The organism is Woodsholea maritima DSM 17123 (assembly GCF_000382325.1).
Taxonomy (GTDB): domain Bacteria; phylum Pseudomonadota; class Alphaproteobacteria; order Caulobacterales; family Maricaulaceae; genus Woodsholea; species Woodsholea maritima.
Genome location: NZ_KB908056.1, coordinates 247,507 through 273,096, shown reverse-complemented (window position 1 = coordinate 273,096; position 25,590 = coordinate 247,507). Strand labels below are relative to the sequence as shown.

Genomic DNA, 25,590 nt, shown 5'->3' with positions numbered 1-25,590 from the left:
CCGGGATGACATTTTTTGATTTTGTCATGCCAGACGTGATCTGGCATCCATGCCGTGAGCTTTCAGTATATTTCTAATCGATCAGAACTTGGCTCAACGCGTCCGGCATGGACCCCAAATCAAGTTTGGGGTGACAGCTTCCTTTGACGGTTCGCGCGCGCTTTCTGGCTGAATTCCTCCATCGCCCATCTTGGCCGTAAAACACATCATCAGTCTTGGTTCAGCTTGGATCTTCATGATAAGACATCAGGCAGGAACACGGAGAGCTTCATGAACAAGTTTGACCGCGATTTTGCGGGCGAAGCCAAAATCGAATATGGCGATGCGGATTACATCATCCTCCAGCCGGGGGCATATGTGCTGTGCGCGGTGACGGGTGAGCGTATTGCCTTGAACAATCTGCGCTATTGGAGTGCGGAGCTGCAAGAGGCCTATATCGATGGGCCGACGGCAACTAAGCGCTGGCTACAAATTCACGCCGATACGCCGGGTAATTAATCTAGCCTTTGAGGGGATGAGGATATGACCACTTTTCTGCTGGCGCTGATCGCGAGCCTGTCTCAATCTAGCGAAATGCCCGCTCCAGCGGCCCGTCCCATTTCCTGCGTGGGTGAGCATATTCAAGGCGCGTTACTGATCTGCCGGACTTTACCGGGCAGCGAAGTGAGCCTGGGTGATATTACCGTCAGCGCCGACGCCTTTGGTTGGGTGGTTCTGGGCCATGACCGCGATGCGCAGCCCGAAACCCAGATGGTGGTCCGCATGGGTGGTGAAGAGACGTATCGCGAAGACATCGCCGTGACCCAGCGTGAATACGATATCCAATATGTCGAGGGTGTGCCCCAGCAATATGTCAGCCCGCCAGACGAGGTGCTCGCGCGTATCCGGGCCGAAGGCGCGCGCAAGCGCGAGGCTTATACTTCGCGCTGGGATGTCCCAGGCTTTGCCGAAGGTTTTATTATGCCCGCCGATGGGCCGATTACCGGGGTTTATGGTTCGCAGCGCTATTATAATGGCGAGCCGCGCCGGCCCCATTATGGCCTGGACATGGCCGGTCCCGTGGGCACTGAAGTTGTCACTCCGGCCGATGGCATCGTGACCTTGGCCGATGCGGATATGTATTATGAGGGCGGTCTGATCTTTATCGACCATGGCCAGGGCTTCACCTCGGCCTTCTTGCATCTCTCTGCGGTGGATGTTGAGGTCGGTCAGGTCGTCAAACAAGGTGATCGCATCGGCGCGATTGGGGCTGGTGGGCGTTCAACCGGTCCGCATCTCGATTGGCGGATCAAATGGCATGATCGCTATATCGATCCGGCCCTGACGTTGGACCTTCAGCCCGAGGTCTTGCGGTAGAGCGATTTTTCAAAGCGCCGGTGTACCCAGAACCATTGCGCGGGCGCTTCATGGATCCAACGCTCAATAATTTGGGTGACTTTACAGGCGGTTTCATAAATCGCCTGGGTCTTGTTGGGATGGGTTGAAAGCGCGATGGGCTCATAGACCGTGACCTTGAAACGTACCCCGTCCAGGCGGCGCACATTCATCGGGATCAGCTTGGCATTATACTTCATGGCCAGGCGTGAGGGGCCAGAGGCGGTCATCGCCTCGCGCCCAAAAAAGGGCACAGCGATCCCATCATTCATTTTTTGATCATTCATGATGCCGACGCTATTGCCCAGCTTTAGCGCTTTCATCGCTTCCTTCGCGCCATCGCTGCCTTTGGGCGCGAAAATCCGCACGCCATAGGCTTCGCGTTGATCAATAATGCGCTGGTCGATGATGGGATTATTGGCGTGGCGATAGGTGATGCGGCAGGTCGCAACATGATTGCTGATCGTCGCGCCTAACACTTCCCAATTGGCAAAATGGCCCCCGACCAGAATGGCGGGCTCGCCGCTTTTGCTGATCTCATGCAGGATATCCAGGCCCTCGATCTCAACCTGATCGCTTTTTCCTGAATAATCCAGGCGGTGCATATTGGGGAATTCTGCCGCCGTACGCCCGAAATTATCCCACATGCGCACGATCAATTGATCAATCTCACGCTCATGCGCATCGGGGAAGGCCACGCGCATATTGACCCGGGCAATATGATCGGTCGGGGTTTTGGGGCCTAAGACTTTAAACAGATCTGCGCCAAACTGGCTGGCTTTTTCCGGGCCCATGGCGCGGAACATAGTATTATACCCGTCCCAGGCTAAGGCCTCGGCACGCCATCCGATATGTTGCAGAAATCCAGTCATGATGGCGGGTTTACTCCAAGGTGAGAGGCGCGTCCATCACCGTGCGTAGGTGCGCGGTGAGACTGTCAAGGTGGGAAATCTCGGCGCGTACAGGCCAGGTCAGGATCGCTTCGCGATGCGCGGGCGATAAGCGTACCCAATCTTTTTCGGTGGTGATGAGACGGGCCTGATGGGCTTCGGCCAGATCGAGAAGGCGGGCAATCTCGGCCTCGCTATAGGGGTGATGGTCGGGAAAGCTAATCGCTTCGACCAGATTTGCGCCTGCCCGGGTCAGGGCATCGAACACCTTTTGCGGGCGGCCAATCCCGGCAAAGGCCAGCAAGGGACCTTCGGGGGGTGGGGATGTGGGCGCGAGCCAGGCACGCAGGATCGGCTTTTCCAAGTCCTCCAGCCCCAGGGCGCGATAGGGTGGGGTGAAAGCGTCATCCGGGCCCATGACGATGATCATGTCCGCACGCGCGAGCCCGGCTTGAACCGGTTCGCGTAACGGCCCGGCGGGAAACAACGGACCTGGTCCCCAGCCGGTTTGCCCGTCGACGACGACAATTGAGTAATTTTTGTAGAGGGTTGGGTTTTGATGACCATCATCCATGATGATGACATCGGCACCATTGTGCGCGGCCAGATCCGCCCCGGCTGGGCGTTCGCGCGCAATATAGGCTTCGCCCGTGCGTGCCAGCAGGCAAGGCTCATCCCCGACATCGCGGGGTGTATGCCGGGTGAGATCCACTTTTAGCGGTCCCGCTTCATGCCCGCCATAGCCGCGCGACAGGCTGGCCGGGCGATGACCCATCTCGCGCAGGATTTCCATCAGACGCGCGGTGAGGGGGGTTTTACCCGTGCCGCCCATAGTCAGATTGCCGACGCAGATCACTTTGGCCTCGGCCTTATGGGGTTTGGTTGTTGCGATGCGGTGCGCCGTGCCCCAGGCATAAAGATAACCCAAGGGGCTGAGTAAGGCGCGGGTCAGGCGCGCAGAGCCGCGCGCTTCATCGGCGCTCCAAAAGCTGGGGGCGCGCATCGCTTAAGCCTCTTCAGGGATCAGGCGATCCAGCGCGTTCAGCGTCGTCTCCAAGGCCCCGCCGGAAGCGATCTTCAAGGCTTGGCGGGCGTGATCGAGGCTCGGTCCGTCCCCGGCCCAAACCTGGCGCACAAAGGCGGCGATGGCTTCGCTATCCTTGGTGATCACCGCGCCCTTGGTCTTGATATAGGCGGCATAAATATCGGTGAAGCTGGCGGTAAACGGCCCGGTGGCAACCTTCGCGCCCGCCTTGGTGGCTTCAACCGGGTTATGCCCGCCAATGCCATCGACCAGGCTGCCGCCCATCAGCGCGGCGGGGGCCAGGGCAAACCAGAAACCCATCTCGCCCAGCGTATCCACCAGCCAGACCTGGGTCTGGGCATCGGGATCTTGCTTTTTCGAGCGCTGGGCATAGCTGAGGCCCGCCTTGGTGATCAGATCGCTGATCGGCTGGGCGCGTTCGGGATGGCGCGGAGCCAAGATCAAGAGCGCGTTGGGATCGGTGCTGAGCAGCTGTTTATGCGCGTTCAACACCAGCGCCTCTTCGCCTTCATGGGTGGAGGCGGCGAGCCAGAGGGGGCGATCGCCCACCAGGGTGCGCATATCCTCAACCAGATTGGCCGGGGCGGGGGCGGCGGGGGCATCCAGCTTCAGATTGCCCGCGACGGCGATGTCTTGTCCGAGCAGCTTGGACAGGCCCTCAGCCGTGCGTTGATCGGCCGGGCCGATCCAGTCAAAACAGCCCAGCAGCCAGTTGGCGCTGTCATGCCAGGCGCGCCAGGATTTCAGCGAGCCTTCATTCATGCGCGCATTGACCAGGGCCATCGCCGCGCCGGTGCGCGCGGTTTCAATGATCAGATTGGGCCACAGCTCGGATTCCACGAAGATCGCCAGATCAGGCTGCCAATGATCAACAAAGGCCTTGGCCCAGTCCAGGCGATCAATAGGCACATAATGATGGGCGCTGCCTTCAGGAAGGCGCTGGGATAATAAATGCGCCGAGGTTCGCGTGCCCGAGGTGCACAGGATGAAGGCGTTGGGATGGCGCGCTTTCAACTCATGGATCAGGCAAAGCGAGATCAGGCTTTCGCCGACGCTGGCCCCATGGATCCAGATGAGACGGCCTTCGGGGCGGGCCAGCGCGCTGAGCCCTTGGCGTTCGCATAACCGCTCAGGGTCTTCCTTGCCTTTACGTACCCGGTCTTTCAACAAGGGGGGGACGATCCAACCGGCCAGATGCGTGCCTGCGCGATAAAGGCGCAATCCAAAAGGAAGGCTCATGGGCGCGCCTCCTCTTCATCACCCTCATCGCTCTTGGGGTGGGCTCGCCCTGAATTGTTCGCATTCGCAATACTCTGCGCTTCGGAGGCCGTGTTATACTGAGGACGCGGGGCAGGGGTGATGGGGGCGTGCCCGCAGGCGATGTCCACCTCATCATTCAGCGCCGTTATCGTGTCTTCTAACAGATGCATGTAATGGACAAGGCCCTCATCATCGGTCTCACGCGGGACGTGGATCAGCTCCCCATAGGTGATGACGCCGCGTCCAAAGGGCAAGGGCAGAATGAATTTGTCCCAGCTTTTCATCACCACGCGTTTTTGCGTGGACCAACTTAACGTGACGATGGGCACACCGGCCGCGCGCGCCAAATGCAAAGTGCCCGGTTCGGTGCGCTGTAACGGTCCGCGCGGACCATCGGGGGTGATCGCGACGCATTTGCCCATTTTGACGTGTTTGAGCATCAGGCGAAACGCTTTGAGCGAGCCTTTGCTTTTCTTCTTGGTCTTGTTCTCAGACGATCCGCGGATGGGCAGAAGATTGTGATGCGAGATCGTTTTATCGATCACATCACCCTCAACCGAGCGCGAAACAAGGACCGAGACTTGCTGGGCTCCCTTTTTGGGCCAGGCGTGATAGGCCATCAACAGGCGGCCATGCCACAGACAGCAAATAACCCCGCTGTTCAGGGCCCAGGCCGGTTCGGCGCGCTCACGGTGGCGCACCTCCCATTTCGTGGTGAGTTTCACAAAGCTCATATAGCTCGCCAAAACACCCGCAATGGCAGTCTGAATAATCGGAGAAGAGAGCAGTTTGCTGGCCATGATGTCTTGTCGGCTGTACCGGCGCGCGCGGTCAAGCGTTCAGTGTGGTTGCCTATCGAAGAGAAGTCAGTAAAAGCACTGCTGTTATGACCTATGATCTCGATAATCCACAAGACTATAAACGCGCCATGCAGGGCCTGATGTGGGGTGACCACGGGGTATTGCGACTGGCGTTCAAAAATATGCACCGCATCAGCGCGGATATGTGGCGCTGTAACCAGCCCAGCCCCGCGCAAATCCGCAATTTAAAGGATCAAGGGTTCAAGACGATCCTTAATCTGCGCGGAACCCAGCCGGGCCGTCATTATTATGATCTGGAGCATTACACCTGCCAACAGATCGGTATGGATATCGTTGATCTGCCTTGGGGCTCGCGTGAGGCCCCTTATGTGGAGCGTATTGAGCGCCTGATCGAGGTGTTTAACGAGATCCAATATCCGGCCGTGATGCATTGTAAATCCGGGGCGGACCGGGCGGGCATTGTCGCGGTGATGTATATGTTGCTGCATGAAAAAGCGCCCTTTGAGGTGGCGATCAAGCAGCTTTCAGGCAAGTACGGCCATGTCAAACAGGGTAAGACCGGCATGCTCGATCATTTCTTTGAGCTTTACCGCGTGCGCAATGCACAAAGCCCGATTGCATTCCTCGATTGGGTGCGCAACGAATATGACCGTCAGGCCTGTCATGATGGTTTTATGGCGACCTGGTTGGGCTCGGTCATTACGGAAAAACTGTTGCGCCGCGAATAGGGGTGTTTTGGGATGGCGCGCATTTATCTGACATCCCAGCTCAGCGTTGAAGAGCGCGCGCTGAGTGTGCGTTTTATCCGTGCCGGCGGACCGGGCGGGCAGAATGTCAATAAGGTCGAAACGGCGGTGCAATTGCGCTTTGATCTTAATCAGGCCCAGCACTGGCCGTTTTATGTCCGCCAACGCTTGAAGACTTTGGCCGGAAGTAAGCTGACCAAAGATGGTGAGATTGTGATCACCGCGCAAAGCGCACGCACGCAAGAGCGAAATCGCCAGATTGCCTTAGAGCGCCTCAGCCAGATGGTGGAGGCCGCCCAGATCGCGCCTAAAGTGCGCCGGGCGACACGCCCGACCCGCGCCTCGGTTGAACGGAACAAGGTGGCAAAATCTAAACGCGCCGGGGTTAAGGCCGCCCGCTCTAAGCCCAAGGATTGGGATTAGTGTCTGGGGTGGGGACGCTAGGCGCTCATGCTTACCGGGAGAGTTCGTTGGCTCGATATATGCTCGCAGGCGAAACGGGGGGTGGCCGTTTTCTCTGGGCTTTTCAATGAATACTGTCATCCCGGACTAGATCCGGGATCTATGCGCTTTGCTGGCACCCTCAATAGTTCCCGGGTCGCGCTAACGCTTGCCCGGGATGACATTTTTCTTTAAATTTCCTCGCTGCGCTGCGCTGCGGGCGCGCGTTCGCGCTTGCGGGCTGATCGCCCGATTATCCTCCCCTGCGAAGCGGGGGAGGTGGCCTGAAAGGCCGGAGGGGGCGGTTTTTGTTAAGCTTCCTCGCTTGGCAGCAACAGCTAAAACAAAGACCTGTCATCCCGGAGAAGCGTTAGCGCACATCCGGGATCTATAAACATGGCCATCACGGACAATAGATCCCGGCTCAAGGCCGGGATGACAGATTATCAAGACATCCTCGCTGCGCTGTGGGCGCGCACTTCTTATTTGTCCTATCGCCTGTCGGCTATTTGAGGACATTCGCGCTTGCGACCCTTCGGGTCGAACATGTCATGCCAGACCTGATCTGGCATCCATGCCGTGAGCTTTCAGTATAATCTAATCGAGCAGAACTTGGCTCAGCCCTTCCGGCATGGACCCCAAATCAAGTTTGGGGTGACAGGTTTTCAAGACATCCTCGTTCACTCTGCGGATGGATCTCAAAGCAAGTCCGCGATGACAGACCCAGCCTATCATCGCGTCTCGCGCAATTGCAATTTGACCAGATCGGCATAGAGCCCGCCTTGCGCCAGAAGGGTTTCGTGGGTGCCGCGTTCGCGCACCTCGCCCTCACTCATCACATAGATCTGATCGGCATGGCGCACGGTGGACAGGCGATGGGCGATGATCAGGCTGGTGCGCCCCTGGGCCAGACGGTCGAGAGCGGCTTGCACGCGCGCTTCAGATTGCGCATCGAGGGCCGAGGTTGCTTCATCGAGCAACAAGATCGGGGCATCTTTCAAGATGGCACGCGCGATGGAGAGGCGCTGGCGCTGACCGCCGGACAGGCTGGAGCCTTTAGGCCCCACAGGGGTGTCATAGCCCTGGGGCAAGGTCATGATGAAGTCATGGGCATCAGCGGCTTTGGCGGCGGCCACAATGGCCGCTTCATCGGCGTCCAAGCGGCCCAGCGCGATATTGGCCCGCACGGTGTCATCAAACAGGGTGATGTCCTGGCTCACCAAAGCCATGCGCGCGCGCAGGCTAGAAAGGGTCACCGTGCGCACATCCTGCCCATCCACAGACAAGACGCCGTCGCTGACATCATAAAGGCGCGGGATCAGATTAAGGACGGTGGTCTTGCCTGAGCCGGACGGTCCGACAAGGGCGATGGTCTGACCCGGTTCCGCTTCAATCGTGACGGATTTCAGCGCTGGGCTGCCATCGCTATAGGCAAAGCTGACGGCGTCAAAGCGGATATGGCCGCCCTTAAAAGTCAGGGGTTTGGCATTAGGCTGATCAACCAGCTTGGGCGTTTCATCCAGGATTGAAAACACCCGGTCCAGCACCGAAAGGCCCTCTTGGATGACCCCGCTGAGCGAGCCTAAAGCGCGTGCGGCGGGGCTGAGCGCCATGATCGCTCCGATAAAGCCCAAAAGATCCGTCAGGTCGCTGGCCCCGCTGGCAGCGCGCCAGCCCGCAACGGCGAACACGGCTCCAATGGCCAGCCCGCCGACCAGCTCCATCACCGGTTCGATCTTGGCGCGTTCCGCGACCATGGAGAGGGTGATCTTAAACCGCTCCCAGAAGGTGGTTTTGGCGCGTGCCTCGGCATAGTCTTCCAGGGCGAAGGTTTTGACCATGCGGGTGGCGGAAAAGCTTTCTTCCAGAAAGCTCGTCACATCGCCCATCTGGGTCTGCATGGCGGTGGAGCGCTTGCGGATAGCTTTACCGATCTTCAGAACAGGTTGCCCGGCGAGGGGAAAAATCACCAGCACCATCAGGGCCAGAACCCAGTCGAGATAGATCATCACCGCGACCGAGGCGATCACGGTAAAGCTGTCGCGCATCAAATTATTGGCCGCGCGCACCAGGCTTTCGCGCAGCATGGTGATGTCATTGGTAAAGCGCGAGATGAGGGTGCCGACCGCCTCGCCCTGCAGGCGGGCAAAATCAGCCTTGATCAGGCGCGCATACATCGCCGTTTGTAAATCACGCATCACCGAGAGGGCCAGGCGATTTGTGGCAAGGCCTTGATAGTAAAGACTTAAGGAGCGAATGCAGACGATGATGCCGACAAGGGCCGGGGCCAGCCAGATCACATCTTTCGAGCGCACCTGGATAAGGTCAGAGATATACTTGATCGCCAAGCCATAGGAGCTGACGGCGCTCGCGGTAATGATAGAAAGCAGGAGACCCCATAGGATCAGTTTCCATTTGGAGGCCAGCCAATCACGCCATAGCCGTGCGATGATCGCACGGCTTGATTGTGCCTCACCCGGCTGGGGCAGGGTAAGGCTGGGTGGAGTGGGGCGCGGTAAGGTCAGCGGACCGGCTTTCGTCTAAGGCTTAGTCTTTAGCGGGATCAAGCAGGCGATGGGCGTGAATGACGAAATAGCGCATATGGGCGTTGTCCACGGTGCGTTGCGCGGCCGCTTTCCAGGCTTTACGCGCGGCATCATAATCGGGATAGGCCCCGACAAATTCGACCTTAGAAAGGTCTTTGAATTCAACGGCATTGGGGCCAACATCGCTCAGCTCGCCACCGATCACCAGATGCAGAAGTTGTTTGTCGCTCATGGGTTAGATCTCCATCGTCTTTAAGCGTTCTAATAGCAAAGCATGCAGCGCCGGGCCAGCGGCCAGCGGCGGGGGTTGGCAGGGATCGGCGCGGTCATAGGCAATCGCATCACCATTGCGCGCGGTAAATTTTCCGCCCGCTTCTTCAATGATCAAATGGCCCGCGGCGACATCCCAATCATATTTGCCGCGCACCGAAACCAAGCCGTCATAGACGCCTTCGGCAATCAGCGCGAGGCGCAGGGCGGCGGAATTGACCGTGCCTGCCACCGCACACACTTCACGCAGCGCCGTTAAGCGCCCTGGATCGCCCATCAAGCGCGCCGCCTCTAAGGCATCGGGGTGATTGACCTTGATCGGTTGACCGTTTTTGCGCGCGCCATGGCCTTTGGCCGCATCATAAAGTTCTTGCGTGACGGGATTGTAAATCGCTGCGGCGATTGGCAATGCGTTTTCGATGACGGCGGCGGCGATGACAAATTCCGCGCGGCCTTTGACGAAGGCGCGCGTGCCATCAATGGGATCGACGACAAAGCTGCGCTTGGCGCTGAGGCGGGAGTGATCGTCCACGGTTTCTTCGGACAACCAGCCATAATCGGGCCGGGCCGTTTTCAAATGCTGTTGTAACAACGCATCTGAGGCGAGATCGGCTTCGCTGACGGGATTACCGGGTTGTTTATCCCAGGATTTGGCCCCGCGTTCATAAAAGGCGGCCACCAGCGCGCCCGCGGCGCGCACCGCAGATCCTAAAAGATCGCGATCCGCCTTAGCGTCCGCCGATGGCCAGGGTGTCGACATAGACGCTCGGTGAGTTGGTGGCGTGACGGAAGTCTAGATCATTAGCCGGGACCAGATTGAGCAAGATCTCAATCATATTACCCGCCACGGTAACTTCGCTGACCGGGTGGGTCAGGATACCGTTTTCAATACGCAAACCCGACACCCCAACCGACCAATCCCCGGTATTGCCATTAAGCGATGGGCCAAACATCTCGGTGATATAAAGCCCGTCGGTAATGGAGGTGATGAGGCTGTCTAAGCTGTCTTCACCCGGCGAGAGATGCACATTGGAGGTGCGCACACCGGGAGGCGCGCCGAGATTGCGCGCGGCATGGCCGGTTAGCTCTTGGCCCAATTGACGCGCTGAGGCGCTGTTATGCAGCCAGGTGGTGAGAATGCCGTCTTCAACGATGCTGGTCGGGTAGGTTGCGACGCCCTCCCCATCGAAGGCGCGCGAGCCATGGCCCCAATCTTTCAGCGGATCTTCGATGAGGTCGAGCCCTTCAGGCAGAACCTGCTGGCCCAGCTTGTCGCGCAGGAAAGACGTGCCGCGTGCGATCGCGGGCCCGGAAATCGCGCCTAACAGCGAACCGATAAAGGTGGTTGAAATGCGATTGTCAAAGATCACAGGCTTCTTGCCTGAGGGCATTTTATCCGAGCCCAGACGGCGCGCGGCGCGTTCCCCGGCGCTGCGGCCTAGTTCATCTGGGGATTTCAGATCCGCGGCGCGGCGCATCGTGTCTTGATCATAATCACGCTCCATCGCATCGCCGTTTTTGGCGATGGCGGCAACGCCGAGCCCGCGTTGTGAAGCCAGGCGTGTGCCATGAAAGCCCGTTGAGGTCATGAAGACCGTGGCGGCCAGGCTTTCGCCGGCACTGGACGAGCCGATCATCGCCACGCCCTCTACGCCCATGGCGGCGGCTTCCATGCGCAGGGCTGCCTCTTCCAAGGCGGCGGGATCATCGCTGACCGGATCATAAAGCGCGATCTCAGGCAGGGTTTTGGCTTGTTTATCGCGCGCGACCAAGCCGCAATAGGGATCTTCCGGCGCGGCTTTGGCCATGGCCAGGGCGCGCTCAATCACCAGATCAATGCCCGCTTCGGACAGGTCAGAGAAGGCCACGCCCGCCTGGCGCTGGCCGATAAAGACCCGCAGCCCGGCATCGCGCGATTCTGAGCGCTCCACCTCTTCCAGCTTGCCTTCACGCACGCCGACATCCAGCGAGCGCGTTTCAGAGATGGACACCTCGCAGGCCTCAGCCCCGCGGGCCTTGGCCCGGCGGATCAGATCGTCAGCCAGTTGCGAAAGATGATGAAGGTCGGGGGCAGAATAAGCGTGCGTCATGGGCCGGGCTATAGCCTTTTTTGGCGGGAATTTGCAACATTCTTGCAGATAATTCCGGGGGTAATCGGTAAAAAAGTCGTTGGGGATAGAGGCGTGGGTCTGGGTCTATTCGTCTTCGGCCAGAACCGGCATTTTCGCGGCGCGATCAATTGCCTGGACCAGGACATCAGGACTTTCCGCGCCGGAGAGGGCAAATTGACCATTGAAGATATAGGCCGGCACACCTTGAACGCCGAGGCGGCGATAGAAGAATTCCTCTTCAATGACGGCGCCTTCATCGCTGTTGGTGGCCAATAAATCACGCACCACCATGCCATCCATGCCGATGCTTTCACCGAGCTGCGCCAAAGTCTCGACATCACCAATATCGCGTAGCTCATCAAAATAGGCTTTGAACAGGGCTTCAGCCGCCTCAAAGCTCAGACCCTGACCCCCAGCCCAGCGCATCAGGCGATGGGCGCGCAAAGTATTGGGACGGATCTTAATCTCATCGAAGCGAAAAGTAATCCCGGCCTTAGGGGCAAGCTCTTCTAAATAATCACGCATGTTCTGCCAGCGCTCTGCGCCATCGCCAGAAAACTTGGCTTGCATAAAGCTTTGATAATCAACGCCTTCAACCGGCACCGTAGAGTCCAGTTGATAAGGGCGGATCAGTGTTTCAACGCCGACTTTGGGGCGTTTTTCCAGGGCCGTTTGCCATTGGCGCAGGCCCACCCAGCACCACGGGCATACAAAATCCATCACGAGATCAACGCTGACATTACCTTGGGTCATGGATTAAGAGGCCTTGCTGGTAAGGGAAGGATCATCGCTATCACAGCAGTCTGGTTCGCCGCACCGTGCCATCAAATCGGCGGTAAAGCCATGGGGATCGTCTTTGAGGCGATCATAGAGCTTTTCATCCACGCGTGAGGCCGGCACATGGCGCGAGGCCCAGCGCATGATGGCGGTATAAACCTCGCACAGATCCAGTGCTTTCTGCGTTGGGGTATACATGAAGGAGCGCTTATTTTCCGGATCGCGCGATTTGACGATAAAGCCCGCCGCTTCGAGGCGTTTAAGCCGGTCGGCCAGAATATTAGTCGCGATTTGCTCTTCGCCTTCAAGCAGTTCACAATAGCGACGTTTGCGCCCCATCATCAGATCGCGCAGCACAATCAGGCTCCAGCGATCCCCGAAATTGGAGACGAAATACTCAATCAGGCAATCAGAGCGGCAGTTGGATAAATCATTCATAGCCAAGATGTAAGCATTCCATCGCCATTTGACAAACCTTGCTTAGCTGTGACGGGCCTGTTCTGGGGTTAATTCGCTCTGTTTAGGGCTTAAAATCCGCGTTGCGGCAAGATCGCCGGTCACATTGACCGCGGTGCGGGCCATATCCAAGATCCGATCGAGCCCCAGCACGAAGACCAGACCATGGGGCGGGATGCCAAAGCTGACGATGATGCTGGAAAGGATCGCAATCGAAACCCCTGGCGCGCCCGGTGCCCCGATGGAGGCGGCAACCAGGGAGAGAATAATCAGCGCGATCTCATGGATCTCCAGATGAACACCGGCGATTTGCGCCACGAAGATCACGGCGGTGGCCTGATACAGCGCGGTCCCGGCCATGTTTACGGTGGAGCATAAGGGAATGACGAAGCTGGCGATGGAGGACGGCACGCGTAGCTTTTCCACTGCCGTTTCAATCGTTACGGGCATGACGGCGGCGGAGGACGAGGTGGAGAAGGCCAGAAGCTGGGCTTCGCCGACGGCCTTCAAAAAGCGCCAGGGACTGATCCGGCCCAAAAAGCCCACCAGCACCAAATAAAGGATTAAAAGCAGGAAAAGGCCCAGAAGGACGGTGCCGAGATAAGCCGTTAAGGTGAACAGGGAATGGACCCCCATCTGCGCGGTCATTTGCGCGGTCAGGCCAAAAACAGCGTAAGGGGTCAGATACATCGCCCATTTCACGACCGTCATAGAAACTTCCAGCAAGGCCTCTAAAACTCTGACCAGAGGGTCCATCTTCTCGCGGTGATCGCTGGTGACATAGGCCAGGCCCAAAAATACCGAAAAGACAACAATGGCGAGCATTTCGTTGGAAACTGCGGCCGCAAGCGGGTTTTCGGGTACGATTTTCGCGATCAGGGTCGGGGCGGCATTGGCAATTTCCACCAAGGGATCGGGTGTGATCGCAGTGACATCGGGCTTCAGGCGCGGCACCGGAATATTGCTGACCTCGACCATGCGTCCTGGGCGAAAGAGAAGGGCCAAGCTTGCGCCCAGGGTGGCGGCGAGCGCCGTGGTGGTGGTGACGAAAATCGCCAGACGTGTGCCCAAAGTGCGTAGACTTTCAGGGTTCGACGCGCCCGCGGCGAGGCCCAAAACGATGGAGCTGGCCACCAGAGGCATCAGCACCATTTTAATGAGGCCTAGAAAGATTTGCCCGGGCAGGGCGAGCCAATTGCCGATGGTCTCGGCCAAGGGACGGGAGATCCAGCCCAAATCGGGACCAAATAGCAGACCCACGCCCAGACCCAGGATCAATCCGGCGATGACTTGCGCCCATAAATGCGCCGACATCCAGGCGTCGAGTTGTTCACCTAAACTGCGATAATGTATTCGCTTAACGTCTTGAGACACAAAGAAGCTCCGCTGACATACCCACCAGCGAAGCTATAGGACAATTGGATGGACGATGTGATCATAAAATGTCGTAACGGCTCGAAATTAGGCTTTGATGTTCAAAATCTGTCCGATTTGATCATCTGCGGCACGAATAGAGGTCACCGCCAGGGACGCTTCTTGTTCCGCTTGGATGCGTGCAACGCTCGCTTCGACATAGTCAGGCGTGAGAGGCGTGGCGCGCCCAACCCGAGCAGGGGTGTCGGGGGGGGATGTGCGGGCAGGTTGAGACGCGCCAGTTCTGTTTGCGGCTTCATTGGGTCGCTCTGTTTGAGAGGCCGCTGATGGAGTTTGTGATGAAGGAACAGGCAAGGTACGAGCGACAGCTGTGTTTAACTTGCTTGTAGCGTTGGCGTAACTTTGTAGCCCGTATGTGATTGCGCTGTTCATGGGGAGATGATGTCCCAGCGCGGGCGCACATTCCACTGAAAGCGTTCAACCCAGTTAATGCGCGGTAAAACAGGTGGGCTGAAGACGGTTGCGCATGACCGAGTGAGATCCGGGATCTCTTGTATTTGCCGCAAAGGCTTATGGATCCCCGATCAAGTCGGGGATGACAGGTCAGAGATAAGTCCTCCCCTGCTTTAGCGGGGGAGGTGGCCTGAGGGGGCGGAGGGGGCGAAACGGGGTCGTAAAAAATGCCCCCTCAGTCAGCTTCGCTGACAGCTCCCCCGTAAACAGGGGAGCACAGGCCCTCAAGTGCGCGACAGCCGGTAGGGCGTGTGCGCCCGCAGCGTGCGCGAGGAAGCTTCAATATAAAAGCCGTCATCCCGGGCAAACGCAGTGCGACCCGGGATCAATTGAGCTTGCTTTCAAAGTGCATGGATCCCCGATCAAGTCGGGGATGACAGTATATATACCATGTCCGATAGGTGTGCTCTTGCGGGGTCTATGCCGTGAGTTTGAACGCGCATCCCACTAATCAAAGGAAGGCTGTCATCCCGGAAAAGCGAAGCGCACATCTGGCATCCATGCCGTAAGCTTGCCGTATAATCTGCGCGATCAGAACCACGCTCAACCCGTCCGGCATGGACCCCAAATCAAGTTTGGGGTGACAGTTTCTTGAAAAGTCCTCGCTTCGCTGCGGGCGGACGATTGTCCTTGCGGCCTAAGGGGCCGTTCAAGACATCCTCGCTGGCGGTCCGACATGTCCTCCCCTGCGAAGCGGGGGGGCGGTAGGCCGGAGGGGGCGTCTTTCTCTTGCCCTACCGGCTATCGCCTACTTGAAGGGGCGCGCTCCCCGGTTCAGGCTCACACTTGAAAGAAGTAAAAGGTTAAGCCACTGGCAACAGGACGACTTTATTGCGTCCGGTATCTTTGGCGGATTTCAGCGCTTTCTCGCCATGGCCCATCATGCGGTCATAGGAGATGCGTTCGCGGTCCGCGGGGGAATAGGCGATACCAAAGCTGGCGGTGAGGGGGATGGGTCGGCCCAAATCATCTTCCACGATCAGGTTTGCCAGCGCGCGGCGCATATCTTCGGCCAGATCCTGGATCGCGCCTTGATTGAGCCGGGGAATGATCATGCCAAAGCCAGAGCCATCCAGGCGCCCGATCACATCATAGGCCCCTAGCTCATTACGTAAGGTATTGACCGCGCGCGTCATCACCCGGTCACCCACTTCTTGACCATGGGTATCGTTGATTTTCTTGAAGTGGTCGAAATTGACCATGACCACAGAGACCGGCAGGCGCAATTGGCGCGCCTGGGCGACTTCCATTTTCAAGCTGCGGATAAAGGCGTTGCGGTTGACGGCCCCGGTCAGGGGATCGGCTTCGATCTGATCGCGTAAATGTTGGTGCAGGCGCACCATGCGAGCCGCAGCGCGCAGACGCGCCTTCATTTCCACCGCTTCATAAGGCTTGCGAATAAAGTCATCGGCCCCGGAATCCAACGCTTCGGCAATCCGGTTGTCGGTCGAGGCGCTGACGACGATCGTATAGACATGGGCGGTATCGGGACTGGCTTTCAAGGTCCAACAGGCTTCAAGCCCGGACGTTGGCCCGACCTCAACGCCGGTGATGAAGATGGCTGGGGGGCTGGTTTCCATCAGGCTAAGGGCTGAATCAGCATCCTTGATGGATTGCACGGTAAAACCGGCCTCCGTCAGCAGGCGCGTCAGGATCGAGCGCTGAACCTGGCTGGCTTCACACACCAGCACATTCATTTGCTGGGCTTCGACAATCACATCAGAGCTAAAGCCTACATCAGAGGCTTGGACGGTATCGTTCACGCGCTTGGCTCCCGCAGTCTTGAATGGGTTAACTTAATCTACTCATAGACCCCTTAAAAAGATGGAAACCGCGCGGGCAAAATCCTGTAATTTGTCAGGTCAAAGTCCCAAGTCATCCCACATCGCATCCACGGCTTTGATGACATCCTCATCCATATAGAGTTTTTCGCCCCATTCGCGGTGGGTTTCGCCGGGGAATTTATTGGTGGCATCCAGGCCGATTTTTGAACCCAGCCCAGAAATCGGCGAGGCAAAGTCGAGATAATCAATCGGGGTGTTCTCGATAAAGGTGCAATCGCGCGCCGGGTCCATGCGGGTCGACACCGCCCACATCACATCCTTCCAGTCGCGCGCATTGATGTCTTCATCAACGACAATGATCCATTTGGTATACATAAATTGGCGCAGATACGACCAGGCCCCCATCATCACCCGCTTGGCATGACCGCAATAGGCTTTCTTCATGGAGATGACGGCGATGCGATAGCTGCAGCCCTCGGGCGGTAGCCAGAAGTCGACAATCTCGGGAAATTGTTGTTGGAGGAGGGGGATGAACACTTCGTTCAAGGCTTCACCCAAAACGCTGGGCTCATCTGGCGGGCGACCGGTAAAGGTGGTGAGATAAATCGGATCGCGGCGCATGGTGATGGCCGTGATCTCAAAGACAGGAAAGCGCTCGACTGAGTTATAATAGCCCGTATGGTCGCCATAGGGCCCTTCAGGGCCATCTTCATCCAGCAGGACATGGCCTTCTAAAATGATCTCCGCCTCAGCGGGGACTTTTAAAGGGATGGTCTTACACTCAACCAGATCGACCTTTTTGCCGCGTAACAGCCCGGCGAATTGATATTCCGACAACGTGTCGGGAATAGGTGTGACGGCGGCCAGGATTGTGCCCGGATCCGCGCCCAGCACGATGGCGGCGGGCAGGGGCTCAGGCTTTTGCTTTTTCCAGCGCGCATAATGCTGCGCGCCGCCGCGATGCTTTAACCAGCGCATTAAAGTGCGCGTCTTAGACAGCTTCTGCATCCGATAAATACCGAGATTATAATCATCGACCTTATCGCTAGAGGGGCCTTTGGTGACGACCAGCGGCCAGGTGATCAGCGGCGCGGGCTCGCCCGGCCAGCAGCCTTGAATGGGCAGGCGATCAAGATCAATATCATCCCCGGTGAGAACAATCTCCTGACAGGGGGCTTTCTTCACCGTGTTCGGGCGCATGGACATCACAGATTGAGCCAGCGGTAACATCTCAAGCGCGTCTTTGATGCCGCGCGGGGGTTCGGGCTGGCGCAAGAAAGCGAGCAGTTCACCCACCTCGCGCAGATCCTTGGCGGTTTCGCGTGGATGGCCCCCTAAAGTCACGGCGCGTGCGACCCGCTTCACCGTCCCGAAGAGATTGACCAGAGCGGGCATTTCACTGGGCCGACCATCTTCATGAACTGGGTTTTCAAACAGAACCGCTGGCCCGCCGGTTTCTAACAGGCGGCGCTGGATCTCCGTCATCTCCAGATGGGTGGACACGGGGCGCTTGATTCGCACCAGATCACCGTCCTGCTCTAATAAATCTATGAAGTCGCGCAAAGATTTATAGGCCATACTATCCTCACAGAGATGTCATTGGCCTGATACCTAGGCCTGTTGAAGGTAAAGGCAAAGATCACGATGTGCATTTCGTGCAGTTCAGACTTTGCGATGGTTGGGGGTCTCGACCATCAAGGGACCAAATATGCGTATTCGATCACTGATCTTTGCGGCGCTTGATCGAAGATGCGCCTTATCTGGCCGAAGCCCATCGGGCCATGGCGCGGCGAAGATGTGATCCAGGGGGAATAATTATATTGAAATGAACAGATTCAATAACTACATTTAAAGAAATTGCCGCAAGGATGACATCTGTTTCCCCCCTTTGAATGATTACCTGGGCCGGTTTTTCCGGCCCTCTTTTTTGGTGAAGACGATGAAGGGTTTAATCTTCGTCCCAGTCCTCATCGTCATCGTCATGTTTGGCCTGGCCGCCTAAAACGTCTTGCCATTCTGGATGAAGTTCAAACTGGGTCTTGGCAAAATCAAAGCGGGGTAGGATGCGTCCACCACTGGCGCGCGCGTCCTCAACCGCCTTGGCGACCAAAGCGCGGCCCACGCTGAAGCCTGCCCATTCTTCGGGCATGGTGAAACTATCCAGGGTTGTGATTCGCCAATTGGGGCGTGAAAAACTCAGATATGCCTCAGACTTACCGGCGGCCCGCGCAATATAGCGGCCTTTGATACCGGTTTTTTCTTCTTCAATCGTGAAGGTGGGCGTATCTGTCATGGCTGTTTGGACCTTGCGCCAAGCGGGGGCTCCCGTCTTGGCGCAGGATGACGAATTTGTCTAGCTTAAGCGTTAAATTTGGAGAAGTCCGGGGCTCGGCGCTCCATAAAGGCCGTTGCCGCCTCTTGAAACTCGGGTGAGCGTAGGAGTGCAGTGAAGGCTTCTCCCTCTCTCACAATCCGATCGAGCAAGGGTTCCTGCTCCATCGCCATCAGGGCTTTGGCCTGACGCACCGCCGCCGGGGCCTTGGCAGCCAGGGTTTGAGCCAGGTTTAGAACGCGCGCATCCAAATCTTGGGCTGGGATATGGGCGGTGACGAGATTTTTCTCCACTGCGCGTTGATAATCCCATTCGGTGCCAAGCAGGAGGAGCTCTCCGGCGAGCGCGCGCCCAACCCGGCCCGGCAAGAGCTGGCTAGAGCCAAATTCCGGGGCCAGCGCCAGATCCACGAAGGGCGTCTTAAAGCGCGCATTTTCAGAACAATAGACCAGATCGCAATGGAGAAGCAGGGTGGTGCCGATGCCGATCGCCAGCCCATCAACGCTGGCGATCACAGGCTTGGTGCAGGCCATCAAAGCGCGCATGAAACGCTCCACCGGGGGCATGGGCTCTGCGCCAATGCTGGGGGGGTCTTGCATGAAGTCCATCAAATCATTGCCGGCGGTGAAAACCCCGGCTTCACCTTTAAGGATCACAACGCGCACGCTTGCATTCGTGCTGGCGTCCTCCAACCCTTCAGACAGGGCCGTATACATGGCGCGGGTCAGCGCGTTTTTCTTGTCAGGACGGTGGATCTGCAGAATACGGACATGGCCGTCATCGCGGCTTAAAATATGATCGCTCATCGCGCGGTTGTCTCCCAGTGGTTTTTATCTTTGGAAGGGACGCTAGCGCGCTTAGGGCAGGGGGCCAAGTTTGAAAGTCTGTGTTCGCTTATAGCTCATCATCGCGCACAAGGCGGGTCAAGGCGTCATAAACTTCATCGGCGCTATCAGGGCCAATCCGCTCAGCAATTTCCTGATTGAAATCGCGCAAGATAATCTCGGCGATCTCCCCGGCCTGACGCCCTGCTTCGGTAAGGGCGACAACGCTGGAGCGTTTATCATCGGGATCACTATGGCGGGTGACCAGATTGGCCGCTTCCATGCGCGAGATGAGACCCGTCACGGCAGGCGGGTTTAGGGCCAAGACCTCGCCAATGGCGCCCATGCGCCGTTCGCCGCGGCGTTTCAGCAGGAAGAGCACGGCGGCCTGGGCCGCCGTCACGCGGGCCTCAGCCTTTAGACGCATATCCGCTTCGCGATTGAGCCGCCGCGCGGCGACTTCAATTAAGAGGAATAATCGTCGATCGGTTGCGCGAACCCGAGCCATGAGCGATTTGACCTTCTTAAATAGATCGCATGCGAAGTTTTGCGAATCTCGCTTGCGTTAAATCGGGGCAAGTGCCCCCAAACTTAACGCGAAAACCAGTAAAAGCCCAGTCGTTCGATTGTCTTTGAAGACTTTGAGGCAAGAGCCACCGTCATGAATGTCAAAGCGGACGATCTGGCTCAAAAGATGAAGCACATAGAGCGGATAGACGAGGGCGAAGATCAAGGATGTGCCCTCTAAAATCACCCCAGCCGCCGTAAGGGCCGCGCTGAGGGCGTAAATCAGCCACAGGGCGGGCTTGGTCTTGTCGCCCAGCGCCAAAGCTGACGATTTTATGCCAACCATGGCGTCATCCTCGGCGTCCTGATGGGCGTAAATCGTATCATAGCCCAGGGTCCACAAGATCGCGCCTGCATAAAGCAAAAGGACGCTCGGTGTGATCTCGCCCGTTACAGCGCTATAGGCGATCAATAAACCCCAGTTGAAGGTCAGGCCCAACCAGACCTGCGGCCACCAGGTGATGCGCTTCATGAAGGGATAGGCGGCCACTAAGGCCAGCGAGAAAAGGGCGACCAGCTTTGCAAACAGCGGTAGCGCCAGAAAGATCAAAAAGCCCAGACCGACCTGGCCCAGTAAAAACGCCCAGGCTTGTTTTAAGCTGACCGTTCCGGCGGCTAGCGGGCGATCCGCCGTGCGCGCCACCTGGGCATCCAGATCACGATCAACAATGTCGTTATAGGTACAGCCCGCGCCCCGCATCGCGAGCGAGCCCAAGAAATAAAGCCCCATCCAGATCACATCAGAAAGGCCCAATCCCTGGCCTTGACGGGCGAGCAAAAGTCCGAACCAGCACGGCAGGCATAACAGCCAATAGCCCACAGGCCGGTCCATCCGCGCCAGGCGCAGATAGGGCCGGATTGCGGCGGGCGCGCGATCGACCCAGCTTTGGGCGATACTATCAGGGACACGGCGATCAGTTTGAAGGGTCATGGCGCTGGTGTGCCGTCCTTTTTGAGCGCTGACAAGGGGGCAAGTTCGCCTTGATAATGCTAAACCCCTTGCACTGCCCGGCAAGGGTGCGCATGGTGGCAGCTATGCGCCCCAGACTTTGGCGCAGGTTACAGAAGGAATGCCCCTGCGATGGCCACGCCACGCCTATTTTTAGACAGCCCCCTGCATGAGGGTGCACACATTGAATTGGGTAAGGAAGCTTGCCACTACATTTTAACCGTGATGCGTCTGAAAGGCGGCGATCAAGTCCGTATCTTCAACGGGCAAGATGGCGAATGGCTGGGCGAGTTGGGCGATGTCAGCAAGAAAACCGCGATCCTGGCCGTGACCCGCCAAGTGCGTGAACAGCGCAAGACCCCGGATCTGGAGCTGTTATTTGCCCCGGTCAAGAAAACCCGCACCGATTTCATCGTCGAAAAGGCGACCGAGCTGGGCGTATCGATTATTCGCCCGGTCCTGACCCATCGCACGATTGCCGACAAGGTTCGCGTTGAGCGCCTGATGGCGACCGCGCGCGAAGCGGCGGAACAGACCGAGCGTCTGGATTTGCCGGACGTCGAGGATGCGGTCAGCCTGGAAAAAGTCTTGAAAGACTGGCCTGAGGGCCGGGTTTTGATCTTCTGTGATGAGGCGGGGGATAATCCGGGCGAGGACTGGGGCGCAGACGCGGGCCGCGCCGGGCCTTTGTTGGAGGTTTTGAAAACCCTTGATCCCAATCAGCCGGTTTCGTTGCTGATCGGGCCAGAGGGCGGCTTTGATGACAAGGAACGCACGCTTCTAAGATCACTTGATTGTGTGCGTCCTGTGAGCTTGGGTCCGCGAATTCTGCGCGCCGATACGGCCGCCTGTGCGGCTCTAGGCGTTATTCAGGCCGTGATCGGGGATTGGTCGCTTACCCCGCGTCAATAACGCGTGTGCTTTATGGGCTGTGCAAGGGGGCGATCTGCTCTCTTGCAATTTGAAAGCAAGCTGCATAAGTCAGATTGTGTTCAAAGACCCTAACGGCAGGCGGGATATTTATGAGTGGGACCTATACCAAGGGCGGCGAAGGCGCTGTCATTGAGCAAAAAGCGCAACTCATTGCTGAGCTTGCCAAGGGTGAAAAGCCAAGAGAAGCCTGGCGCATCGGCACTGAACACGAAAAATTCGGTTTCAACACAAAGACCTTACGTCCCATCCCGTATGATAGCGCTGTCGGCCCGACCGTGCGCGGCATGCTGGAGGGTTTGACCCGCTTTGGCTGGGAGCCGGTGATCGAAAACGGCTTCATCATTGCCCTTAAACGCGATGGGGCTTCTGTCAGCTTGGAGCCCGGTGGGCAGTTTGAACTGTCTGGCGCGCCCTTGGAGACCATTCACCAGACCTGCGCTGAGGTGAATTTGCATCTCAAAGAGGTTCGCGATGTCGCCGATGAGCTGGGCGCGGGCTTTCTCGGGCTGGGTTTCTCGCCCAAATGGTCTTTGGAAGACACCCCGATGATGCCCAAGGGCCGCTATGGTCTGATGAAGGATTATATGCCCAAGGTCGGTACGATGGGCCATCAGATGATGTTCCGCTCCTGCACCGTTCAGGTCAATCTGGACTTTGCCTCAGAAGCGGACATGGTCAAGAAGCTGCGCGTGTCTTTGGCGCTGCAACCCCTCGCGACGGCGCTGTTTGCCAATTCGCCCTTTGCGGATGAGACGCCTAATGGCTATCTCTCCTATCGCTCGCATGTCTGGACCGATACCGATAATCAACGGTGTGGAACCTTGCCCTTCGCCTTTGAAGAGGGCTTCGGCTATGAGCAGTATGTCGATTGGGCGTTGGATGCGCCGATGTATTTCGTCAAGCGTGAGGGCAAATTCCTCAATGCGACCGGGCTCAGCTTCCGTGATTTCTTGAAAGGCCAATTGCCGATCCTGCCGGGCCAATTACCGACGGTGACCGATTGGGAAGATCACCTCTCGACCCTGTTTCCTGAAGTGCGCTTGAAAACCTTCCTTGAACAACGCGGCGCAGATGGCGGGCCATGGAGCCGGCTCTGCGCTCTACCGGCCTTCTGGGTGGGGCTGCTTTATGATCAGGCGGCATTAGATGCGGCCTGGGATCTGGTGAAAGATTGGACCCAGGACGAGCGTGATTCTCTACGGATCGCGGCGGCCAAAACGGCGTTGAAAACGCCTTTGCGGCATACCACTCTTCAAGAGGTCGCAAAGCAGGTCCTGGCCATATCGCGCCAGGGGCTTAAAGCGCGCGCCAAGCTCAATGGTCATGGCGAAAATGAAGCACACTTCCTTGATGATCTTGATGAAATCGCTTCCAGCGGTGTCACCCCGGCCGAGCGTCTGTTAGAGCGCTATCACACCGAATGGGGTGGGCAGATCGATCCGATTTTTGAAGCCAGCGCTTACTAAATTAAACACGTTTCAGCAAAGAGGGCTTGAGCCTTCCCCCCTGGCTATGGTCTATTGCCAGATCAACAGACAAAAGCATGCACGCAGAACGCAATCCAAATGGGATGAATGGGCGGCATGCTGGGGGAGAATATGGTTATTAATATCGTGGTGGCGATTGGCCTTTTGGTGACAATCGCGACGGCCGTACCGGTCTTTACCCAGATGCGCAAACACCCCAAGGGCTTGCACATCCTCTTCTTCGCTGAAATGTGGGAACGCTTTTCCTACTATGGTATGCGCGGGCTTTTGATTTTCTATCTGACCCAGCATTTCCTGTTCAGCGACAGCTTTTCTAGCTCGCAATATGGCGCTTATACCTCACTGGTATACCTCCTGCCGCTCTTGGGTGGTTTCCTGGCCGATAAATATCTCGGCGCGCGTAAAGCGACTGCCTTCGGGGCTCTGCTCTTGGTGGCCGGTCACTTCACCATGGGTATTGAAGGTAAAGAGGCTCAACAATTCCTGACCTATAATGATGCGCAATATGAGTTCGTGACCGAAGGTCGCGGCGCTTCGCGCGTTGTGCATCTGGAAGTTGATGGCGCAGAATATGAATTCCGTGCAAGCCAAGCCGGGGATCTGGAAATCGTGGATCTGCCCGCTACGGCGTCCCTTCCACAAATCTTGCCTGCCGGTGAGTTTGTGATGGAAGAGCCTGTGCGCGATCGTGGCTATGTCAATATCTTCTATCTGGCGCTGGCTTTGATCATCATGGGCGTCGGCTTCTTGAAAGCCAACATCTCCTCCATCGTGGGTGAGCTGTATGACGAGCACGACCCGCGCCGCGATTCAGGCTTCCTCCTTTACTATTACGGGATCAATCTGGGCTCCTTCTGGGCCGCAATCTTGTGTGGTCTGTTAGGTGAAACCGTCGGCTGGTGGGCTGGTTTTGGTCTGGCCGGGGTCGGCATGGGCGTTGGCTGGCTGGTCTTCGTTCGGGGTAAAGTCCTCTTCTTCATGCCGGGGAAAAACTTGATCGGCCATGTCGGTAATCCGCCGAAGCCGGAAGAGTTGAAAAAACCTATCCTGGGTCCAGTGAACACCGAATGGTTGATCTATATTCTGGGCACTTTGGGCGTCGGTGTTGTCTGGCTGATGGTTCAAGCGCACACCATTAAAATTGGCGAGTCTGACCTTCTGGCGGGCCTTCTGATTGTCGGTGGCGTGTTGTTTGTCGGCTATATGGTCTATTACATGATCAAGGAATGCTCGAAGGTTGAGGCGCAACGCCTGATTCTGGCTCTGATCTTGATCTTTGTCTCGGTCGTGTTCTGGGCCTTGTTCGAACAGGCTGGATCGTCCATGAATTTGTTCGCTGCGCGTAACACGCAGCTGGATGTCGTGGCGGCTGATGTGATTAATCTGGGGCCGATCGCGATCAATACTTCGATCACGGCCTCTCAGGTGCAGTCTTTCAATGCGGGCTTCATTCTGCTGTTTGCGCCGGTGTTTGCCGCTTTGTGGGCCTTCCTGGCTAAGTTGCAACACAACCCCAACACGCCTTTAAAATTCTCTCTGGCGCTGATCCAGGTCGGTTTGGGCTTCATGTTGCTGGTCTGGGGCGTAAACTTCGCTGATGACAGCTACCGCGTGCCGCTGGTCTTCCTGGCGGGTGCCTATCTGTTGCACACTACGGGTGAGCTATGCTTGTCGCCTGTGGGCTTGTCTGCGATCACAAAGCTGTCGCCGATGGCGGTTGTTTCGACCATGATGGCTGGTTGGTTCTTGTCGAGTTCGTTCGCGCAATATGTGGCCGGTATCATCGCGTCGATGACCGCAGCCGAAACAGTTGCCGGTCAGGTTCTTGACCAGGCTGCTGCCTTGCAAAGCTATGTCGATGTCTTCGGTTTCCTGGGCATGATGGCGATCGGGCTGGGTGTGGTCTTTGGTATTTTGAGCTTCTTCTTGAAGAAGCTGGGCCATGGACGTGCCGAAGACCAAGCGGTTTTGGAAACCGTTGAGGCCTCTGGCCCTAATCAAGATACCCATGGTGTTTAAGCGCTAAGGGACTTGACCTTTACAAAAAACCCGCTGAAGCGATGGCTTCAGCGGGTTTTTTTATACGCTTC

Annotated in this window: 24 protein-coding genes; 7 read left to right on the top strand and 17 right to left on the bottom strand. The window is 57.3% G+C overall.

What is annotated here, in order from left to right; genetic code table 11:
• Nucleotides 1-270 precede the first annotated feature (270 nt).
• Nucleotides 271-498 (top strand): DUF2093 domain-containing protein, encoded by a 228-nt coding sequence (locus H151_RS0101375; RefSeq protein ID WP_019959828.1) that lies wholly within the window; start codon nt 271-273, stop codon nt 496-498.
• 24 nt (nt 499-522) lie between these two features.
• Nucleotides 523-1,356: a M23 family metallopeptidase gene (locus H151_RS0101370; protein WP_019959827.1), complete on the top strand. Its 834-nt coding sequence runs from the start codon at nt 523-525 to the stop codon at nt 1,354-1,356.
• Here H151_RS0101370 and H151_RS0101365 read toward each other — a convergent pair.
• The 4 genes from H151_RS0101365 to H151_RS15135 are packed head-to-tail and all read right to left on the bottom strand — an operon-like array spanning nt 1,335 to nt 5,369.
• A complete protein-coding gene (locus tag H151_RS0101365) occupies nt 1,335-2,246 on the bottom strand; it encodes a lysophospholipid acyltransferase family protein (RefSeq protein WP_019959826.1) in 912 nt (303 codons plus the stop codon). The genes H151_RS0101370 and H151_RS0101365 overlap by 22 nt on opposite strands.
• Before the next feature lie 10 nt (nt 2,247-2,256).
• Complete coding sequence (lpxK, locus tag H151_RS0101360; RefSeq protein WP_019959825.1) at nt 2,257-3,267, bottom strand: tetraacyldisaccharide 4'-kinase; 1,011 nt, start codon at nt 3,265-3,267, stop codon at nt 2,257-2,259.
• Nucleotides 3,268-3,270: 3 nt separating this feature from the next.
• Nucleotides 3,271-4,548, bottom strand: coding sequence for a 3-deoxy-D-manno-octulosonic acid transferase (locus H151_RS0101355; protein WP_019959824.1), 1,278 nt, complete (start codon nt 4,546-4,548; stop codon nt 3,271-3,273).
• Nucleotides 4,545-5,369: a lysophospholipid acyltransferase family protein gene (locus tag H151_RS15135; RefSeq protein WP_019959823.1), complete on the bottom strand. Its 825-nt coding sequence runs from the start codon at nt 5,367-5,369 to the stop codon at nt 4,545-4,547. The genes H151_RS0101355 and H151_RS15135 overlap by 4 nt, the downstream gene beginning before the upstream one ends.
• 86 nt (nt 5,370-5,455) lie before the next feature.
• On the opposite strand from H151_RS15135, the gene H151_RS0101345 reads away from it, so the two are divergent.
• Together H151_RS0101345 and arfB are read left to right on the top strand one after the other, a co-directional pair.
• On the top strand, nt 5,456-6,118 hold the full coding sequence (locus H151_RS0101345) for a fused DSP-PTPase phosphatase/NAD kinase-like protein (protein WP_019959822.1): 663 nt from the start codon (nt 5,456-5,458) through the stop codon (nt 6,116-6,118).
• 12 nt (nt 6,119-6,130) lie between these two features.
• Nucleotides 6,131-6,559, top strand: a complete 429-nt coding sequence (gene arfB, locus H151_RS0101340; RefSeq protein ID WP_019959821.1) for an alternative ribosome rescue aminoacyl-tRNA hydrolase ArfB — start codon at nt 6,131-6,133, stop codon at nt 6,557-6,559.
• A gap of 749 nt (nt 6,560-7,308) precedes the next feature.
• Here arfB and H151_RS0101330 read toward each other — a convergent pair.
• From H151_RS0101330 to ubiA, 13 genes are all read right to left on the bottom strand, one after another.
• Nucleotides 7,309-8,958 (bottom strand): ABC transporter ATP-binding protein, encoded by a 1,650-nt coding sequence (locus H151_RS0101330; RefSeq protein WP_083918347.1) that lies wholly within the window; start codon nt 8,956-8,958, stop codon nt 7,309-7,311.
• Nucleotides 8,959-9,124: 166 nt separating this feature from the next.
• Nucleotides 9,125-9,355 carry a DUF4170 domain-containing protein gene (locus H151_RS0101325; RefSeq protein WP_019959818.1) on the bottom strand — a complete coding sequence of 77 codons (231 nt, stop codon included), beginning with the start codon at nt 9,353-9,355 and terminating at the stop codon, nt 9,125-9,127.
• Nucleotides 9,356-9,358: 3 nt separating this feature from the next.
• Nucleotides 9,359-10,153: a 3'(2'),5'-bisphosphate nucleotidase CysQ gene (locus tag H151_RS0101320; RefSeq protein ID WP_026353756.1), complete on the bottom strand. Its 795-nt coding sequence runs from the start codon at nt 10,151-10,153 to the stop codon at nt 9,359-9,361.
• A complete protein-coding gene (locus tag H151_RS0101315; protein ID WP_019959816.1) occupies nt 10,122-11,483 on the bottom strand; it encodes a TldD/PmbA family protein in 1,362 nt (453 codons plus the stop codon). The genes H151_RS0101320 and H151_RS0101315 overlap by 32 nt, the downstream gene beginning before the upstream one ends.
• 105 nt (nt 11,484-11,588) lie before the next feature.
• Nucleotides 11,589-12,257 carry a DsbA family oxidoreductase gene (locus tag H151_RS0101310; protein ID WP_019959815.1) on the bottom strand — a complete coding sequence of 223 codons (669 nt, stop codon included), beginning with the start codon at nt 12,255-12,257 and terminating at the stop codon, nt 11,589-11,591.
• Between the two features lie 3 nt (nt 12,258-12,260).
• A complete protein-coding gene (locus tag H151_RS15130; protein ID WP_019959814.1) occupies nt 12,261-12,719 on the bottom strand; it encodes a winged helix-turn-helix transcriptional regulator in 459 nt (152 codons plus the stop codon).
• Nucleotides 12,720-12,761: 42 nt separating this feature from the next.
• Nucleotides 12,762-14,111 carry a dicarboxylate/amino acid:cation symporter gene (locus H151_RS0101300; RefSeq protein WP_040758265.1) on the bottom strand — a complete coding sequence of 450 codons (1,350 nt, stop codon included), beginning with the start codon at nt 14,109-14,111 and terminating at the stop codon, nt 12,762-12,764.
• A gap of 1,316 nt (nt 14,112-15,427) precedes the next feature.
• Entirely contained in the window at nt 15,428-16,387 is a 960-nt protein-coding gene (locus H151_RS15125; protein ID WP_019959812.1) for a GGDEF domain-containing response regulator, read from the bottom strand.
• A 99-nt stretch (nt 16,388-16,486) separates the two neighbouring features.
• Nucleotides 16,487-17,986 carry a UbiD family decarboxylase gene (locus H151_RS0101290; protein WP_019959811.1) on the bottom strand — a complete coding sequence of 500 codons (1,500 nt, stop codon included), beginning with the start codon at nt 17,984-17,986 and terminating at the stop codon, nt 16,487-16,489.
• A 370-nt stretch (nt 17,987-18,356) separates the two neighbouring features.
• The gene (locus H151_RS15120; RefSeq protein ID WP_019959810.1) at nt 18,357-18,701 is read right to left on the bottom strand and encodes a GNAT family N-acetyltransferase; all 345 of its coding nucleotides are present in this window, start codon (nt 18,699-18,701) and stop codon (nt 18,357-18,359) included.
• 65 nt (nt 18,702-18,766) lie between these two features.
• On the bottom strand, nt 18,767-19,546 hold the full coding sequence (locus H151_RS0101280; RefSeq protein WP_019959809.1) for an enoyl-CoA hydratase-related protein: 780 nt from the start codon (nt 19,544-19,546) through the stop codon (nt 18,767-18,769).
• Nucleotides 19,547-19,634: 88 nt separating this feature from the next.
• Nucleotides 19,635-20,072 (bottom strand): MarR family winged helix-turn-helix transcriptional regulator, encoded by a 438-nt coding sequence (locus H151_RS0101275; RefSeq protein ID WP_019959808.1) that lies wholly within the window; start codon nt 20,070-20,072, stop codon nt 19,635-19,637.
• Between the two features lie 57 nt (nt 20,073-20,129).
• The gene (gene ubiA / locus H151_RS0101270) at nt 20,130-21,062 is read right to left on the bottom strand and encodes a 4-hydroxybenzoate octaprenyltransferase (protein ID WP_019959807.1); all 933 of its coding nucleotides are present in this window, start codon (nt 21,060-21,062) and stop codon (nt 20,130-20,132) included.
• 150 nt (nt 21,063-21,212) lie between these two features.
• Between ubiA and H151_RS0101265 the strand changes: the two genes are divergently transcribed.
• From H151_RS0101265 to H151_RS0101255, 3 genes are all read left to right on the top strand, one after another.
• On the top strand, nt 21,213-21,992 hold the full coding sequence (locus H151_RS0101265; RefSeq protein WP_019959806.1) for a 16S rRNA (uracil(1498)-N(3))-methyltransferase: 780 nt from the start codon (nt 21,213-21,215) through the stop codon (nt 21,990-21,992).
• 110 nt (nt 21,993-22,102) lie between these two features.
• On the top strand, nt 22,103-23,479 hold the full coding sequence (locus H151_RS0101260; RefSeq protein ID WP_019959805.1) for a glutamate--cysteine ligase: 1,377 nt from the start codon (nt 22,103-22,105) through the stop codon (nt 23,477-23,479).
• Between the two features lie 138 nt (nt 23,480-23,617).
• Nucleotides 23,618-25,519: a peptide MFS transporter gene (locus tag H151_RS0101255; protein ID WP_026353753.1), complete on the top strand. Its 1,902-nt coding sequence runs from the start codon at nt 23,618-23,620 to the stop codon at nt 25,517-25,519.
• The last annotated feature ends 71 nt before the right edge of the window (nt 25,520-25,590 follow it).

Coding starts and splice junctions, on each gene's coding strand:
- H151_RS0101375 (WP_019959828.1), top strand. CDS start 271: ATGAACAAGTTTGACCGCGATTTTGCGGGCGAAGCCAAAATCGAATAT.
- H151_RS0101370 (WP_019959827.1), top strand. CDS start 523: ATGACCACTTTTCTGCTGGCGCTGATCGCGAGCCTGTCTCAATCTAGC.
- H151_RS0101365 (WP_019959826.1), bottom strand. CDS start 2,246: ATGACTGGATTTCTGCAACATATCGGATGGCGTGCCGAGGCCTTAGCC.
- lpxK (WP_019959825.1), bottom strand. CDS start 3,267: ATGCGCGCCCCCAGCTTTTGGAGCGCCGATGAAGCGCGCGGCTCTGCG.
- H151_RS0101355 (WP_019959824.1), bottom strand. CDS start 4,548: ATGAGCCTTCCTTTTGGATTGCGCCTTTATCGCGCAGGCACGCATCTG.
- H151_RS15135 (WP_019959823.1), bottom strand. CDS start 5,369: ATGGCCAGCAAACTGCTCTCTTCTCCGATTATTCAGACTGCCATTGCG.
- H151_RS0101345 (WP_019959822.1), top strand. CDS start 5,456: ATGACCTATGATCTCGATAATCCACAAGACTATAAACGCGCCATGCAG.
- arfB (WP_019959821.1), top strand. CDS start 6,131: ATGGCGCGCATTTATCTGACATCCCAGCTCAGCGTTGAAGAGCGCGCG.
- H151_RS0101325 (WP_019959818.1), bottom strand. CDS start 9,355: ATGAGCGACAAACAACTTCTGCATCTGGTGATCGGTGGCGAGCTGAGC.
- H151_RS0101320 (WP_026353756.1), bottom strand. CDS start 10,153: ATGTCGACACCCTGGCCATCGGCGGACGCTAAGGCGGATCGCGATCTT.
- H151_RS0101315 (WP_019959816.1), bottom strand. CDS start 11,483: ATGACGCACGCTTATTCTGCCCCCGACCTTCATCATCTTTCGCAACTG.
- H151_RS0101310 (WP_019959815.1), bottom strand. CDS start 12,257: ATGACCCAAGGTAATGTCAGCGTTGATCTCGTGATGGATTTTGTATGC.
- H151_RS15130 (WP_019959814.1), bottom strand. CDS start 12,719: ATGAATGATTTATCCAACTGCCGCTCTGATTGCCTGATTGAGTATTTC.
- H151_RS0101290 (WP_019959811.1), bottom strand. CDS start 17,986: ATGGCCTATAAATCTTTGCGCGACTTCATAGATTTATTAGAGCAGGAC.
- H151_RS15120 (WP_019959810.1), bottom strand. CDS start 18,701: ATGACAGATACGCCCACCTTCACGATTGAAGAAGAAAAAACCGGTATC.
- H151_RS0101280 (WP_019959809.1), bottom strand. CDS start 19,546: ATGAGCGATCATATTTTAAGCCGCGATGACGGCCATGTCCGTATTCTG.
- H151_RS0101275 (WP_019959808.1), bottom strand. CDS start 20,072: ATGGCTCGGGTTCGCGCAACCGATCGACGATTATTCCTCTTAATTGAA.
- ubiA (WP_019959807.1), bottom strand. CDS start 21,062: ATGACCCTTCAAACTGATCGCCGTGTCCCTGATAGTATCGCCCAAAGC.
- H151_RS0101265 (WP_019959806.1), top strand. CDS start 21,213: ATGGCCACGCCACGCCTATTTTTAGACAGCCCCCTGCATGAGGGTGCA.
- H151_RS0101260 (WP_019959805.1), top strand. CDS start 22,103: ATGAGTGGGACCTATACCAAGGGCGGCGAAGGCGCTGTCATTGAGCAA.